16 protein-coding genes are annotated in these 14,689 nt (G+C 72.7%); 1 reads left to right on the top strand and 15 read right to left on the bottom strand.

Annotated features, from left to right (window positions below; translation table 11 throughout):
* Positions 1–53 precede the first annotated feature (53 nt).
* Genes OH804_RS12370 through OH804_RS12380 form a run of 3 tightly spaced genes read right to left on the bottom strand, consistent with a single transcriptional unit; the run spans position 54 to position 1,703 of the window.
* Positions 54–1,199 (bottom strand): beta-ketoacyl synthase N-terminal-like domain-containing protein, encoded by a 1,146-nt coding sequence (locus tag OH804_RS12370; protein ID WP_406065179.1) that lies wholly within the window; start codon positions 1,197–1,199, stop codon positions 54–56.
* Entirely contained in the window at positions 1,192–1,437 is a 246-nt protein-coding gene (locus OH804_RS12375) for an acyl carrier protein (RefSeq protein WP_112638592.1), read from the bottom strand. Before OH804_RS12375 ends, OH804_RS12370 begins: the two co-directional genes overlap by 8 nt.
* Positions 1,437–1,703 (bottom strand): acyl carrier protein, encoded by a 267-nt coding sequence (locus tag OH804_RS12380; protein WP_196922961.1) that lies wholly within the window; start codon positions 1,701–1,703, stop codon positions 1,437–1,439. The genes OH804_RS12375 and OH804_RS12380 overlap by 1 nt, the downstream gene beginning before the upstream one ends.
* A gap of 15 nt (positions 1,704–1,718) precedes the next feature.
* Here OH804_RS12380 and OH804_RS12385 point away from each other — a divergent pair, with 15 nt between their 5' ends.
* Positions 1,719–2,393 carry a 4'-phosphopantetheinyl transferase family protein gene (locus tag OH804_RS12385; RefSeq protein ID WP_406065181.1) on the top strand — a complete coding sequence of 225 codons (675 nt, stop codon included), beginning with the start codon at positions 1,719–1,721 and terminating at the stop codon, positions 2,391–2,393.
* Here the strand turns inward: OH804_RS12385 and OH804_RS12390 are convergent.
* The 12 genes from OH804_RS12390 to OH804_RS12445 all read right to left on the bottom strand — a co-directional run bounded on the left by OH804_RS12390 (position 2,321) and on the right by OH804_RS12445 (position 14,455).
* Complete coding sequence (locus tag OH804_RS12390; RefSeq protein ID WP_406065183.1) at positions 2,321–3,670, bottom strand: class I adenylate-forming enzyme family protein; 1,350 nt, start codon at positions 3,668–3,670, stop codon at positions 2,321–2,323. The genes OH804_RS12385 and OH804_RS12390 overlap by 73 nt on opposite strands.
* A 325-nt stretch (positions 3,671–3,995) precedes the next feature.
* Complete coding sequence (locus OH804_RS12395; protein WP_196922395.1) at positions 3,996–4,994, bottom strand: IS481 family transposase; 999 nt, start codon at positions 4,992–4,994, stop codon at positions 3,996–3,998.
* Positions 4,995–5,117: 123 nt separating this feature from the next.
* Entirely contained in the window at positions 5,118–5,945 is an 828-nt protein-coding gene (locus OH804_RS12400) for a M55 family metallopeptidase (protein ID WP_406065185.1), read from the bottom strand.
* Between the two features lie 189 nt (positions 5,946–6,134).
* Positions 6,135–6,452 carry an antibiotic biosynthesis monooxygenase family protein gene (locus OH804_RS12405; protein ID WP_406065187.1) on the bottom strand — a complete coding sequence of 106 codons (318 nt, stop codon included), beginning with the start codon at positions 6,450–6,452 and terminating at the stop codon, positions 6,135–6,137.
* Positions 6,449–7,705 carry a beta-ketoacyl synthase N-terminal-like domain-containing protein gene (locus OH804_RS12410; RefSeq protein WP_196922955.1) on the bottom strand — a complete coding sequence of 419 codons (1,257 nt, stop codon included), beginning with the start codon at positions 7,703–7,705 and terminating at the stop codon, positions 6,449–6,451. The genes OH804_RS12405 and OH804_RS12410 overlap by 4 nt, the downstream gene beginning before the upstream one ends.
* 156 nt (positions 7,706–7,861) lie before the next feature.
* Positions 7,862–9,136 (bottom strand): beta-ketoacyl synthase, encoded by a 1,275-nt coding sequence (locus OH804_RS12415; protein ID WP_196922954.1) that lies wholly within the window; start codon positions 9,134–9,136, stop codon positions 7,862–7,864.
* Positions 9,137–9,251: 115 nt separating this feature from the next.
* The gene (locus tag OH804_RS12420) at positions 9,252–9,656 is read right to left on the bottom strand and encodes a cupin domain-containing protein (RefSeq protein WP_196922953.1); all 405 of its coding nucleotides are present in this window, start codon (positions 9,654–9,656) and stop codon (positions 9,252–9,254) included.
* Complete coding sequence (locus tag OH804_RS12425; protein WP_196922952.1) at positions 9,649–10,404, bottom strand: SRPBCC family protein; 756 nt, start codon at positions 10,402–10,404, stop codon at positions 9,649–9,651. Before OH804_RS12425 ends, OH804_RS12420 begins: the two co-directional genes overlap by 8 nt.
* Entirely contained in the window at positions 10,401–11,831 is a 1,431-nt protein-coding gene (locus OH804_RS12430; protein ID WP_196922951.1) for an acetyl/propionyl/methylcrotonyl-CoA carboxylase subunit alpha, read from the bottom strand. The genes OH804_RS12425 and OH804_RS12430 overlap by 4 nt, the downstream gene beginning before the upstream one ends.
* A gap of 19 nt (positions 11,832–11,850) precedes the next feature.
* Positions 11,851–12,366, bottom strand: coding sequence for a biotin/lipoyl-containing protein (locus OH804_RS12435; RefSeq protein WP_196922950.1), 516 nt, complete (start codon positions 12,364–12,366; stop codon positions 11,851–11,853).
* Positions 12,363–14,120, bottom strand: coding sequence for an acetyl-CoA carboxylase carboxyltransferase subunit alpha (locus OH804_RS12440; protein WP_406065191.1), 1,758 nt, complete (start codon positions 14,118–14,120; stop codon positions 12,363–12,365). The genes OH804_RS12435 and OH804_RS12440 overlap by 4 nt, the downstream gene beginning before the upstream one ends.
* Positions 14,117–14,455, bottom strand: a complete 339-nt coding sequence (locus OH804_RS12445) for a TcmI family type II polyketide cyclase (protein ID WP_406065193.1) — start codon at positions 14,453–14,455, stop codon at positions 14,117–14,119. The genes OH804_RS12440 and OH804_RS12445 overlap by 4 nt, the downstream gene beginning before the upstream one ends.
* Positions 14,456–14,689: the final 234 nt, after the last annotated feature.

Below are 14,689 nucleotides of genomic sequence, written 5' to 3' on the forward strand. Positions count from 1 at the left end.
TTGGTCGGATTCGTCGGGGCAGAAAGTGCAAGATCGCGGGGAGTGGGGGGCGGTCATCCGACGCCGACCAGGAGAGCGGTGTTGGCGCCGCCGAAGGCGGCGTTGAGGGTCAGGGCGTGGGTTGCCGTCGTCTTCTGTGGTTGGTCCTTGACGACGTTCAGGGGGCAGGAGTCGTCGGGTCCTAGCCAGCCGGCGTTGACCGGAAGCTCGCCGTGGCGCAGCGCGAGGGCGGTGACCACCAGTTCGAGCAGCCCGGACGCCTCCAACGCGTGCCCGTGCACCGACTTCGTGGAGCTGACCGCGACCCGGGTGCCATGCCCGCCGAGGGCCCGACGCAGGGCGGCTGCCTCGGCGGCGTCGCTCTGCGCGGTACCGGTGGCGTTGGCGTTGACGTAGCCGACGGCCTCCGGTGGCAGCCCGGCCCGGCGCAGCGCGGCGTCGACAGCGCGGGCCAGTCCGGTGCCGCCGGGCTCCGGCTGGCAGGGATGGAACGCGTCACCGGCCCGCCCCCAACCGACCACTGTGGCCACCGGATCGACGCCGCGCCGCCGGCCGGTGCTCGATTCCAGCACCACCGCGACCACGCCGTCACCCAGTAGCAACCCCCGCCGGCCGGCGCTGAACGGGCGGACCGCCCCGTCGACAGCGAGGGCGCGACCGGCGTCGAAGAGCGCGAACTGGTCCGATTCGACCAGGTAGCCGGCCGCGACCACCACCCGCTCGACGTCACCGCGGGTGATCTGGGCGGCGGCGTCGGCCACCGCCGTGCTCGCCGACACGCAGGCGCTGGTGTAGACCCGGGTGTGACCGGACAGTCCACATCGGGCGGCGAGCTGACCGGCGAGCACGGCCGGGGCCGTACCGAGGGCCGGTCCTGCACCGGCGGCGGGGGCCGGACCCGCACCGAGGGCCGGGCCGCCGTGCACGGCGAGCAGCAGGGCGCAGCCCGTGCGCTGCGCACGGTCCAGGCCGGCCGCCCGGCAGGCCGCGTCGATCGCGGCGGCCAGCTCGTCGGGGAGCGTGCCCACCTCGGGCACCGTGGCCGCCACTGTGACCCGGCGGGCAGCGGTGTCGAACCGGCTCACCGGTCCGAACGCCGGCACCCCGGCCAGCGCACCGGCGAGCTGCGCGTCGGCGCCCCGCCCCAGGGCACTGACCGCGTACACGCCGGTGAGCTGGGCGACGCGCGCCTCAACCATCTGCGGAGGCGGTCAGCGACGCCCGGAACACCACCAGGGCGTCGTCGACGGTACGGATACCGGCCAGTTCGTCGTCGGTGAGGTCGAGCCGGCAGTCGTAGCGCTGCTCGACGAGGTGCACCAGCCAGGCAAGCTCCATCGAGCCGATCCGGTCGGACACCTCGGCAGCCGGTTTCGCGGTGAGTTCGGCGAGCATGGTCATCAGGTCAGCTCGCCCCAGATCGGGCTGACCGCTCATCAGGCTTTGTCGCTCGTCGCCTCGGTGACGCGGTTGGCGACCATTGTGGTGAACTCGCCGACCGTCATGAGGGCCAGCTGCTCCGACTCGTCGTCGGCGAACGTCAGGCCGTAACGGTCCTCGACCCGGACGGACAGGTCGGCCAGGGCGAGAGACTCCAGGTCGACGCCGGACGGGCCGAGCGTGGTGTCGTCGTCGAGCCCCTCGACGTCGTAGTTCATGTCGGCGAGCTGCTCGACGACGAAGGCGCGGACCTCGGCTCTCATGGATACCCTCTCTGCGTGGATCAGTTGACGGTGTCCGGTCGGGACACCGTCTACGTGTGGGTCGGCCGGGACACCGGCGGTCAGCCGGATCCGGCCGCTGTGCTGGTGCGGCGGGCGGGTTCGCTGCTGCTCGGTCGCGCGGAGACCGCTGTGGTGCTGACGCACGACCGCGAAGGACGGCCGGTCGTCAGGGTCGACGACGTCGGGTTGGCGGTCAGCGTCAGCCGCACCGCCGGGCTGGTGGTGGTCGCCGCCCGCCGCGCTGGCGCCGTCGGGGTGGACGTGGAGCGGATCCGCCCGCTGCCGGCGCTCGCGCTGGCCCGCCGCTGGTTCCCGCCCACCGAGCTGGCCCGGTTGGGCGATCGGCCCGAGGCTGGCCGGACTGTGGACTTCCTGCGGCTGTGGACCGCGAAGGAGGCGGTCGGCAAGGCGCTCGGGCGGGGGTTGCGGGACGACGGGCTGCGCCGGCTGATGCCGCCGCCGGGGCTGCCGTTGCGGCCGGTGCCCGGTGTCGAGCACCTGCGGGTCGGTCACCCGCACCTGGACGGGGGCCTCGTCCTGGCCGTCGCCGCGCACGCGAACGCGCCTGTCGACGTCGAGGTGGTGCAGTGGCCCGGTCACGGGGTGACCGCCGAACGCAGCGCGTCGGTCGAGCGGACCAACTTGCCGGTGGTGGTACGGGGCAACTGATCGAGCAGGTGCAGCACCCGGGGCCGTTTGTAGCCGGCCAACCGCTCGGCCAGGAGTTTGTCCAGCGTCTCCTCCGACAGCGGGCCGTCGGGTTGGACGTACGCGGTGATGCCGTCGTCCCAGACCACCACGGCGGCGGCCACCCCGGTCAGCTCGGCGACGGTGGCCTCCACCTCGGTCAGGTCGACCTTCATCCCGCCGACGGAGACCTGCGAGTCGAGTCGACCGCGCACCGTGACCAGGCCGGTGTGCTCATCGACGGTGCCGGCGTCGCGGGTGTGCAGCCAGCCGTCGGACCACCGGGTCGGGTCGCTCAGTCCGACGTACGGCGACGCCGGGCAGGACACCCACAGCTCACCGCCGGACTCCCGGACCTCGATCCCGGGCGCGGGGGCGATCGACGGTCGGTGCGCCCCGTACAGGTCGGTGCCGATCACCCCGACCTCGGTCATCCCGTACATGTTGCCCAGCGGCACCCCGTACCGGTCGGTGAACGCCCGGGCAACGGCCGCCGGCACCAGCTCGCCCCCGGTGGTCATCCGCCGCAACTGCGGCAATGGCCCGGTCGGGCGGGTGGAGGCGAGCAGTCCGATGTGGAACGGCACACCGAGCACGGTGGCCGGTGTGGTGCCGGCGCTGATCGCGGCCAGCGCGGCGTCGCCGCTGAGCCGCTCCGGCGGCACCAGTTCGACCCCGGCGTGCAGCCCGTAGAGCAGGCCGCCGACCAGGCCGAGCACGTGCACCATCGACGGCAGCAGGATGATCCTCTCGCCGGGCAGCGCCACCCCGTCGATCCGGGTGTAGCGGTGCACCTCGGCGACCAGGTCGGCGGCGGTGCGGCCGATCACCTTGGACGGGCCGGTGGAGCCGGAGCTGAGCTGGATCACGGCGTGGCGGCTGACCGCCGGCCGGTCGGCGTACCGGGTGACGCCCTCGGTGACGTCGACGAAGATCTTCAGCGCGCCGCCACCGGTCCGCACCGGGGCGACCACCACCTGCGGGGTCAACCGGGCCAGTGCGCGGTCCACCTCGTGGTCGGTGAGCCGGTGGTCGAGCAGGATCGCCTGCCCCCCGGCGCGCCAGGTGGCGAGCAGGTTCACCACGTACGCCAGCGACGGCGGCAACCGCAGCGCTGCGGCGCCACCGGGGCGCAGTCCGGCGGCGGTCAGCCGGTCCTGCGCGGCGGAGACCAACCGATGCAGGGTGGCCCGGTCGACGGGGTCGGGCAGACGGAGACAAACGTCGGTCGGGTGGCCCCCGAAGAGGACTTCATCCACCCAGCCAGGGTCTGTCGCCGTAGGATCTTCTGCCGTCACTGCCGTTCACCGCCCAGCATGAAAGAGGGCGAATCCGCCCATCACGTACGCTTGTCGGGGTGCTGCGGGGAACCATACGACGCCCACAGGGCCATTGCTAGATGCGAATGGATGGATCAAAAGCAGCGGCCAGCCGGATTGCCGACAGCCCGTTCGGCGGGCAGGATCGGGCGGGCGATCCGGCGGAGCGTCACCGAGGCATGACGCCTCGTACAACCGTCGCGTGGCCCCAGCCGGACGGCCGATGGCGTCACGCTCACCGGGTGAGTCCGACGGTTCGCGCGCGCTAGCTGTACTGCCCAGGGACGTTGGTCAACCTGGTGATGGGTGGTTGGCCTTTGGTGGCGGTGTGGGGTCGGTGGTGGTTGTAGTGGTGGAGCCAGGCGGGGAGGGCTGCTCGGCGGGCGTGTTCTGAGCTGTAGAAACGTCGTTTCGCCCAGCCGTCGGTCATGGTGCGGTGGAAGCGTTCGACCTTGCCGTTGGTTTGGGGCCGGTAGGGGCGGGTCTTCTTCGGGCGGATGCCGAGTTGGTGGCAGGCGTCGCGCCAGGCGTGTGATTTGTAGGCCGAGCCGTTGTCGGACAGGACGCGTTCGGTGGTGATGCCTCGCTCGGCGAACCAGGCGACGGCGTTTTGGAGTACGTCGACCGCGGTCAGGGCGGTCTCGTCGTCGCGGATCTCGGCGTAGGCGACGCGGGAGTGATCGTCGATGACGGTGTGCACGAACGCCGTGCCGATGCGCGGGTCGTAGTGGGTGTTGCGGGCGCCGGTGCGGTGCGCGGTGCTTCGCCGATGGCGTTCGCCCTGGGCTCGGCCGACGTAGCGCCAGCCGCCGCCATCGGGGATGTTGCCGTACTTCTTCACGTCGACGTGCAGCATCGCGCCGGGCCGGTCGTGTTCATAGCGGCGGATCGGCTCGCCGGTGGCGCGGTCGATGTGTGTCAGCCGGTTGATCCGGCAGCGGGTCAGAACGGCGTGCACGGTCGAAGCTGGCATGGCCAGCTGGCCGGCGATCTGCACGGGCCCGAGGCGTTGTTTCCACCGCAGGTGCACGATCTTGCGCACCACGGGCTGGGCTGTCCTCGTGGGGCTGTGGTGCGGGCGCGACGACCGGTCATCCATTGCGGCGGGCCCGTGCTCGGCATACCGCACCGCCCAACGTTTCGCAGTCGGCCAGGACACGTCATAACGTTCAGCCGCCCGGGCGACCGGCCAGCCCTCATCAACGATCAGACGCGCCAGGCGCAGACGTGCACGAGGAGTCAAAGCGGCGTTAGCGTGGGACACGAAGGCCTCCTGTTGCCGGAGCGGTTCCTAGACAGCTCCACTCCACAACCGGAGGCCTTCACCTACCTACGACATCAGATCGTGTCGTCACACAATCTCGACCAACGTCCCTGGGCAGTACAGCTAGCTCGGTTTGATGCTGGCGAGTTGGACGAGCAGCTGAACCAGCCGGTACGCCTCGGCGACGTCGGCGGCGTGGAAGGCGACCGTCCGGCCGCCGCCGACGCGGGTCACACCCGGCACCAGAACCGCGAGGTCGACCATGTACGGCCCGTACAGGTCGACCTCCACGTCCAACGGCCCCGCCAGCTTCATCGGCGGGATCAAGGCACGCCGGGCGACCGCGGCGGCGGCAGCGTGGCGCAGTCGCTCCCGCGCCTCCTGCGGATGCAGGGCCACCGCGGCGGCCTGCCCCAGGGTCTGCTTGACGGCGACGGTGACTGCCGAGGGCACCAGCTCACTGAACTCCGCGCAGGCGGTGTCATCCCCACTGAGCAGGACGACGGGCACGTCCAGGTGCCCGGCCATGGCGACGTTGAGGCCGATCTCGCCCACCGATCGTCCGGCCATCCGCACGTCGAGGATGGCGTCACTTATCGTGTGGGCCAGCACGGCGGGGCCGGCACCGGCCCGAGCGTGATAGCCGACGAGCAGAACGGCATCCGTGTGCTCGTCCAGCCCCTCGAGCATGCCGAGCGGGCGGGGTTTGCCCCGCACCAGGTGAGCACGCCGGTCGAGGTCCTCCGGCAGGAGGTTCCGAAACGTTCCGTGTGCGTCGGCGACCCACACGACGGCGTCGCGTTCGGCATCGAGAACACCGCCGATCACCGCGTTCGCCTCGGCCGTCATCAAAGCCCGGCCGCGCTCGTAGTCGTACCGATCCGGATTCGTCTCGGTGGGATGCACGATCCCCGAGATGCCTTCCAGGTCCACCGAGATCAGTACCTTCATGGCTCCAGGACCCTACGCGCTCCCGCCCCGATGTCGACCCCGCGCGGCGCAGCCCAGGCGTCGCCCCGCCGCGCCGATCTTGCACTTTCGGTCGTCGAGACGCGTGAAATGCCCCCGATGTCGCGACAGTAAGTGCAAGATCGCGCGGCGCGGCGCGGCGCGGGGCGGGGCGGGGCGGGCGCGGAGCCGTCAGGGCAGTGCCGGCGTCTGGGCGTGGATGTGGAAGCGCAGCGAACGGGCGTCGGTGAAGCACTCCCGCATCGGGCGCACCAGGTCCCGGTGCTCCGGGGTGCGTTCCCAGTCCTCGAAGTCGGCCAGGCTCGCCCACTCACTGGTGATCAACCACTGTTCCGGGTCGGTCGACGAACGGCACACCTGGTCGACCAGGTGCCCCGGCACGCCGCCAGCGACCAGGTGCCGCACCTCCTCGTACGCGGCGAGGAACTGCTCGGTGCGCGGCACCGGCACCCGTACCAGGAAGACCACCCGGGCCCGTTTGTCGCTCATGACGCCTCTCCCCTCATCGGCGCGGCCCCACGCAGGACCAGCGCGCTGTTGAACCCGTCGAAGCCCCGCGCGCAGACCAGCGCGAGCCGGCTGCGCGGCCGGCGGTGCTCGCGCAGGAAGTCCAACTCGCAGCCCTCAGCCACCTCGTCCGGCCCCGCCGACGCGGGCAGCGTGTCGTGGGCGAAGGCGAGCAGCGCGGTGGCCACGTCCAACGCCGAGCCGCCCTGGTACGCCCGACCGGTCAGCGGTTTCTGCGTGGTCACCGGGGGCGGCCGGTCGGCGAACACGGCACGCAACGCCTCGGCCTCGCTGCGGTCGTAGCGGGGCACCCCGAGCGCGTCGGGCAGCACCACGTCGATCCCGGCCGCGGCGACGCCCGCCCGGTCCAGGGCCAGGCGCATCGCCCGCGCGTACTGGGCCGGGTCACCGGTGCTCTCCGCCGTGGTGTGTGCGGCGTCGTGGGTGGAGCCCCACCCGCTCACCTCACCGTAGACCCGGGCGCCCCGGGCCAGGGCGTGCCCCAGTTCCTCCACCACGAACACCGCTCCCCCCTCGGCCGGCAGGTAGCCGCTGGCCGTGGCGTCGAACGGCCGGTACGCCCGCTCCGGGTCGGCGACGTCACTGAGCAGCCCCGAGCGCAGCTGACAGGCGAGCGCGTACGGGCTCAGCGGGCACTCGGTGGCCCCGGCGATCACCACCGGGGTGCCCCGGCGGACCGCGCGGGCGGCGTGCGCCAGGCTGTCCAGTCCGCCGGCCGACTCCGCGACCAGCACCCCGCTCGGGCCCTTGAACTGGTGGTGGATGGAGAGCTGCCCGACGCTGGCCGCGTAGAACCAGGCGATCGACTGGTACGCCCCGACCGTCCGCGACGTGCCGCCCCACAGGCGTTGCAGCTCCCGCTGACCGAACAGGTTGCCCCCGGACGAGCTGGCCAGGGTCACCGCGTAGCCGTACGGGTCGGGGGCGCGGTCGGGCAGGCCGGCGTCGGCCAACGCGAGCCGGGTGGCGGCGAAGCCGAGGTGCGTCCACCTGTCGGTCTGCACCAGTTGCCGACTGTCGGCGTAGGAGTCGGCGGTGAAGCCGGGCACCTCCCCACCGAAGCGGGTCGGATAGCCGGACGGGTCGAACAACGTGATCGGCCCGGTCCGGCGGGTGCCGGCGAGGACCGTGCGCCAGTGCGCGTCCGCGCCGATGCCGCTCGGTGCGACCACCCCGATGCCGGTGACCACGGCGCGAGCGACCTCGGCACTCACGCCAGCACTCCGCTTCGCTCCGCGCCGGCGCGAGACGCCACGCTGCTGTGCCTGATGGTTCGCTCGCTACGCTCACTCACGCCGCCACTCCGCTTCGCTCCGCGCCGGCGCGAGACGCCACGCTGCTGTGCCTGATGGTTCGCTCGCTACGCTCACTCACGCCGCCACCGTGCCGAGCATCCGGCGGAAGACCATCGCCGACTGGAAACCGCCGAACCCGCTGCCCACCGAGAGGGCGACGTCCACCGGGACCTCCCGCGCCTCGTTGGGTACGTAGTCCAGGTCGCACTCCGGGTCCCGGGTGCTCCAGTTCGCTGTCGGCGGCACCACACCGAACTCGATGGCGAGGGCGCACGCGGCCATCTCGATCGACCCGATCGCGCCGAGCGAGTGCCCCACCATCGACTTGATCGAGCTGATCGGTACCCGGTACGCGGCCTGGCCCAGCGCTCGCTTGAACGCGGCCGTCTCGTGCCTGTCGTTCTGCCGGGTGCCCGAGCCGTGCGCGCTGATGTAGGAGACCTGCTCGGGCAGGATCCGGCCCTGCTTGAGCGCGTCGGTGACGGCGAGGCCCATCTCCAGCCCGTCCGGCCTCAGCCCGGTCATGTGGAAGCCGTTGCTGCGGCTGGAGTAGCCGGCCACCTCGCAGTAGATGTGCGCCCCGCGCCGCCGGGCGTGCCCAGCCTCCTCCAGCACCAGCACCGCCCCGCCCTCGGCCAGCACGAATCCGTGCCGGTCGGCGTCGAACGGGCGGGAGGCGTGGGCCGGGTCGTCGTTGTCCGGGCTGGTCGCCTTGATCGCGTCGAACGAGGCAACAGTGACCGGCGAGATCGGCGAGTCGGCCGCGCCGGCCAGCATCACGTCCGCCTCACCGTCCACAATCATCTGGTGGGCGTACCCGATGGCGTCGATACCGGAGGTGCAACCGGTGGAGACCACCTGCGCCGGGCCGTGCAACCCGTGCCGGCAGGCCACGTCCGCCGCAAGGCTGCTGGGCACCAACGCCTGATAGAGGTACGGGCCACCGCGCGCCCCGTCCACGAGCCAGCGCCGGCCGTGCTCGCTCACTGTGACGTACTCCTGCTCCAACGCCATCGTGCCGCCGACCGCCGTGCCCAGCACCACTCCGGCCCGGTCCCGTTCCGCGTCGGTGAGCACCAACTGGGCGTCGGCCACCGCCTCGGCGGAGCAGGCCAGCGCGAACTGCACGTACCGGTCGGCCCGCCGCAGTTCGGCCTCGCTGAGCCCCGCCGCCACCGGGTCGAAGTCGCACTCCGCCGCGATCTGCGATCGGAACGCCGACGGGTCGAAGAAGCTGATCCGCCGGGTGGCGGTCCGCCCCTCGGTGATGGTCTTCCAGAAGCGGTCCCGGCTGGCGCCGCCCGGGGCGACCACCCCAATCCCGGTCACCACCGTGCGGCGCCCGGTCATCGAGTCACCTCTGTTCGCGACTGCGGGGCTCGCAAACCCGGCTCACTCCTCGCGCTCACGCTGCCATCGATGGTTCGCGACTGCGGGGCTCGCAAACCCGGCTCACTCCTCGCGCTCACGACGTGCCCCGCTGTTCGACAAGCTCGGTGTCGACGTGACCCAGCTCGGGCCGGGGGGCGAGTGGGCCCAGGTGGAAGACCACCTCGGCCGGCTCGACGCCGGTGTTGCGCAGCCGGTGCCGCACGTTCACCGGTACGAACAGCCCCTCGCCGGCGGCCAGCAGCGTCGGCTGGTCGTCCAGGTCGACGGTGATCGCGCCCCGCACCAGGTACAGGAACTCCTCGCTGTACGGGTGGTAGTGCTCGGCGATCCGCTCCCCCGGTTCGAGGGTGGCCACCCCGAGGAAGCCCGAGGTGCTGCCGACGGTGCGGGGGCCGAGCAGCACCCGCAGCTCACCGCCGCGACGGCGGTCGGCGGGTACGTCCCGGGCGGCGATCGGGCGGGTGCTCAGGTCACTCATCGTCGGCTCCCGTCGGCGCGTCGCTGGCGGTCGTGCTGCCCTGGTCGGCGCGCTGCCAGGCGATCCGCTCCAACCGGTCCTTGATCACCGCGAGTTGGATCACGCTGTTGGTGTTGATCCGCTCGGTCATCGCCGCGTTGTCGACCGGCGCGGTCGGCTTCATCGCGAAGTCCTGCGTCCAGGTCATCCGGGTGCCGTCGGCCTCCTCGGTGTAACGCCAGTGGATGCGCATGTACTCGAACGGCCCGGTCTCCACCCGGTGCGCCCGCACCTGCCTGCTCACCGGGTCGGCGGTGCGCTCGCTGACCCAACTCCAGGACACCCCGTTCTCGTCGGGGTACATGGTGAGCCGGAACCGCACCGTGTGCCCCTCGCGGTGCAGGATCTCCACCACGGCGTACTCGGTGAACAGCTCGGTCCAGTTCGCCACGTCGTTGGTGACCTCCCAGACCAGGCCCAGCGGCGCTTGGATGACCACGCTGTTCTCGGTGTGCCCGGGCGGGTCGGCGCGGCGGGCGACCAGGTCGGCCACGGCGGGGATGCTCAGCTGCCCGGCCTGCTCGGGGATGCTCACCTGCCAGCGGTCGGATACGACCGCCGACAGTTCCAGCAGGGCGAGCGAGTCCATGCCCAACTCCTCCAGCGACGCGGCGGGCGCCCGGGCCGCGGCGTCGGCGTCCAGCCCGCAGTGCGCCACCAGGATGTCGGTGATCTCGGCGGTCATCGGGCGACCATGGGTGACGGTCATCGGGTCCTCCTGTGGGTTGCGTCGGGATCTGCGGCGGGCGCGGTGCGCGGTGCGGGAGTGGCCGCCGGCCCCCGCGCCGGGGCGGCGAGCAGGCGGTCGACCAGGCCGGTGGTGTAGCGGCCCTTGCGGAATGCGGCGTCGTCGAGCACCCGCCGGACGAACGGGATGGTGGTGTGCACGCCCGGACCCGCGATGTCGAACTCGTCCAGGGCCCGCTCCAGGCGGTTGAGGGCCAACTCCCGGTCGGGCGCCCAGACGATCACCTTGGCGAGCAGGGAGTCGTACCAGGGGCCGACCAGGTATCCGGCGCTGGCGTGGGTGTCCACCCGGGTGAACGGGCCGCCGGGCGGGGTGAACCGCTCCAACCGTCCCGGGGTGGGGGCGAAGCCGCGCGCGGGGTCCTCGGTGTTGACCCGGCACTCCACAGCGACGCCGTGCAGGCGGATCTCCTCCTGCCGCCAGCGCAGCGGCACCCCGGCGGCGATGTGCAGTTGCTCGTGCACCAGGTCGATCCCGGTGACCATCTCGGTGACCGGGTGCTCCACCTGGATCCGGCAGTTGATCTCCAGGAAATGGAACTTCTCCTCGGCGTCGACCAGGAACTCCAACGTGCCGGCACCGACGAAGCCGACCTCGAGCGCCCCCCGCAGCGCGGTCTCGGCGATGGTGTCGAGAACGGCGGCGGGCAGTGCCGGGGCGGGGGCCTCCTCGACCAGTTTCTGGTGCCGGCGCTGCACCGAGCAGTCCCGGGTGCCCAGGTGCACGCCGTTGCCGTGGGCGTCGCAGAGCACCTGCACCTCGACGTGCCGCGCCTCGGTGAGGTACCGCTCGACGTACACCCGGTCGTCGCCGAAGGCGGCCTGCGCGGCGGCCCGGGTGCGCGCGTACGCCCGGCGCAGCTCACCCGGGGTGTGCACCACTGTCATCCCCCGGCCCCCGCCCCCGGCGGCGGCCTTCACGATCACCGGGTAACCGACGGCCTCGGCCACCTCGGCCGCCGCGGCGGCGGTCGGCACCGGCGCGACACTGCCCGGCGACAGCGGCAGGCCGGCGCGGCTCATCAGTGCCCGTGCCGAGGACTTGTCGGCCAGCGCGGCCATCACCGCAGGTGGGGGGCCGATGAACGTCAGCCCGTTGTCGGCGCAGATCTCGGCGAAGTCGGCGTCCTCGGAGAGGAAGCCGTAGCCGGGGTGTACGGCCTGCGCGCCCACCTGCCGGGCCGCCTCCACGATGGCGGCGGCGTTGAGGTAGCTGCGCCGACTGGACGCGGGTCCGATCCGGACGGCCTGGTCGGCGAGGCGGACCGCCGCCGAGTCGGCGTCGGCGGCGGAGTAGACCACCGCAGTCCGGACGCCGAGCTCCTTGCAGGCGCGCAGCACCCGCAGCGCGATCTCGCCCCGGTTGGCGATCAGCACTGTCTCGAACATGGTCAACCACCCCGCGCCGTCACGCCGGGTCCAGTTCGACGAGCGGCTGGTCGTACTCGACCGGCTGGCCGTCCTCGACGAGGATCGCGGCCACCCGGCCGGCCCGGTCGGTGGTCACCTCGTTCATCAGCTTCATCGCCTCGACGATGGCGACCGGCTGGCCCGGGCGGACCAGGTCGCCCACCGCGACGAACGGCCGCGCGCCGGGCTCCGGCGCCCGGTAGAAGGTGCCGACGATCGGTGCCCGCACCGCGGCGGGCCCGGGCACCGGCGGCCGGATCGCCGCTGGCGGCGGCGCCGTCGGCGTCGCCTGGGCCGGTACGGCGGGTAGGTCCGGTCGGCTCGCGTCTTCGGGGTGCCACTCGACCTCCAGCACCGCCGGCCCGCTGCGCAGCCGGATCCGGCGCACCGGCCCGGCCAGTTCGGCGATCAGGTGCTGCGCCTGCCGGCGTAGCCCGGCCAGCGCCTCCTCGCCGTCCACCCCGACCTCGTCGGACGCGTCGACTGTCGACAGCGCACCATCACCGGCGGTCATCGCAGGCCCGCCCGGGCGCCGGCGCGGTTCGCGCCGAACCGCCGGAAGCGTTGCCGGCGCAGGCGGACCAGCATGGCGGGCGGCACGTCCAGCAGCGGCAGGAGATTGGCCAGCAGGGCCGCCCGCAAACGGTGGGCGGTCTCCGCCGGGTCGTCGTGCGCGGCGCTCGTCGGCTCCGACACGACCTCGTCGACCACCCCGAGCCGACGCAGGTCGGGCGCGGTCAGTCGCAACGCGCGGGCCGCCTGCGGCGCCGCGGAACGGTCCGGCCAGAGGATCGCCGCACACCCCTCGGGGCTGATCACCGAGTAGACGGCGTTCTCCAGCATCAGCACCCGGTCGGCCACCGCCAGCGCCAACGCGCCGCCGCTGCCGCCCTCGCCGGTGATCACCGCGAGCACGGGGGTGGGCAGCACGGTGAGGGTGAGGATGTTCTCGGCGATGGCCGCCGCCTGGCCCTGCTCCTCGGCGCTCACTCCGGGGTCGGCGCCCGGGGTGTCCACGAGGGTGACCACGGGCAGGCCGAGGCGGGCCGCGAGGCGCATCAGCCGCAGCGCCTTGCGGTGCCCGGCGGGGCTGGCCATGCCGAAGTTGCGGGCGACCAGCTCGGCGGTGGTGTGCCCCTTCTGGTGGCCGATGACCATCACGTGCCGGCCGGCCAGCCGCGCCACTCCACCGACGATGGCCGGGCAGTCCGCGCCGAGCCGATCGCCGTGCAGCTCCACGAACCCGTCGAAGACGGAGTCCAGGTAGTCCAGTGTGGTCGGTCGTCCGGGGTGCCGCGCCATCCGGACGGTGTCCCACGCGTCGCGTACCGCCGGGGTGTCGCCCGCTCCCGGGGTGCCGGCGTCTCCCTCGACCGCCGGCCGCGCGAGAGCCAGGCCGTCGTCGGCGAGACGCTCGCGGTGCGACGCCGGCTCCTGCCGGGGTACGGGCGGACGCGCCGGACGGCCGGCGCGGGTCGCGGCGAGCAGCGCCACCAGCCGTCCACGCAGCGACCTTCGCTGCACCACCATGTCGACCTGCCCGTGTCGGAGCAGGAAGTCGGCAGTCTGGAAGCCCTCCGGGAGGGCCCGACCGGTGATCTGGCGGATCACCCGGGGGCCGGCGAAGCCCATCCGCGCGCCGCTCTCGGCGAGCACCAGGTCGGTGTTGGTGGCGAACGAGGCGGCCACCCCGCCGTAGGTCGGGTCGGTGAGGACGCTCACGGTGAGCAGCCCCGCCTCGCGCAGCGCGGCGATGGCCTGGCTGACAGTGGCCATCTGCATCAACGACAGCGCACCCTCCTGCATCCGCGCCCCGCCGGAGGCGGTGACCAGGACGAGCGGAGTGCGATCGTCCAGCGCCCGTTCGGCCGCCCGGGTGATCAGCTCGCCCACCGCGCAGCCCAGGCTGCCGCCGAGGAAGCGGAAATCCATCACCGCCAGGGCCACCGGGTGCCCACCGATGGTGGCCGTGGCGCAGACGACCCCCTCGGCCAGGCCGGTGCTGGCCCGGGCGCCGGTGAGCCGGTGCGAGTACGGCAGCACGTCGACGAAGTCGAGCGGGTCCGCCTCCGGCAGCAGGTCGGGCAGCAGACGCAGGGAACCCGGGTCGACCAGCTGGCGCAGGCGTTCCGGCGCGCCGAGTCGGGCATGTTCCCCGCACTCCGGACAGACGTCGAGGTTGCGGCGCAGCCGTTTGCGGTAGAGCAGGCTGGCGCATCCGGCGCAGCGGGACCAGAGCTGCTCTTCATGCGGCGCGGTGGCCGTCACGACCGCCGCCCGGCGTCCGGCGCGTCGAACCGGTAGAAGCACCGCGCCATGGCGTCGCGCGGCGAGCGCCAGGTCGGCAGGTACGGCGAGACGTACGGTCGCAGGCGGTCACTGACCCGGACGAACTCGGGGTGGTCACGAGCGGCCTCCACCGCGCCCTCCGCCGGCTGCGCGGTCTCGAGCAGATGCACGTAGAGGTCGTGCAGTCGGTACAGCGAGCGGTGCCGGACACCGACCAGGCGCGGCAGCTCCGTCGCGTCCGACTCGGCGAAGATCTCGGCGACTCGCTCCTCGGCGGTCGGATCCACCTTCGCGACGATCAGCGATCGCTCCATACTGGGCCTCCCCCCACGACGTCCGGCCGGCGACGGGTGGCCCCCGGACGCGCTGGACGACTGCCGACACGATGCGCCGATCCTCGTCACGGCGGCGTCACCGCGCCGGGCCGACCAGCGACGCATGGCGGTGACGCTGCGTTGACGCAACCTGTGTATCAGCTATGCGCCCAGCGCTCTCCGCTCGCTGATGTTTATGCAGTTCAGAACCGATCTCGGGTTGACTGTCACTAA

Origin of the sequence: Micromonospora sp. NBC_00860, assembly GCF_045207375.1 — a bacterium.
GTDB classification, from domain to species: domain Bacteria; phylum Actinomycetota; class Actinomycetes; order Mycobacteriales; family Micromonosporaceae; genus Micromonospora; species Micromonospora vinacea.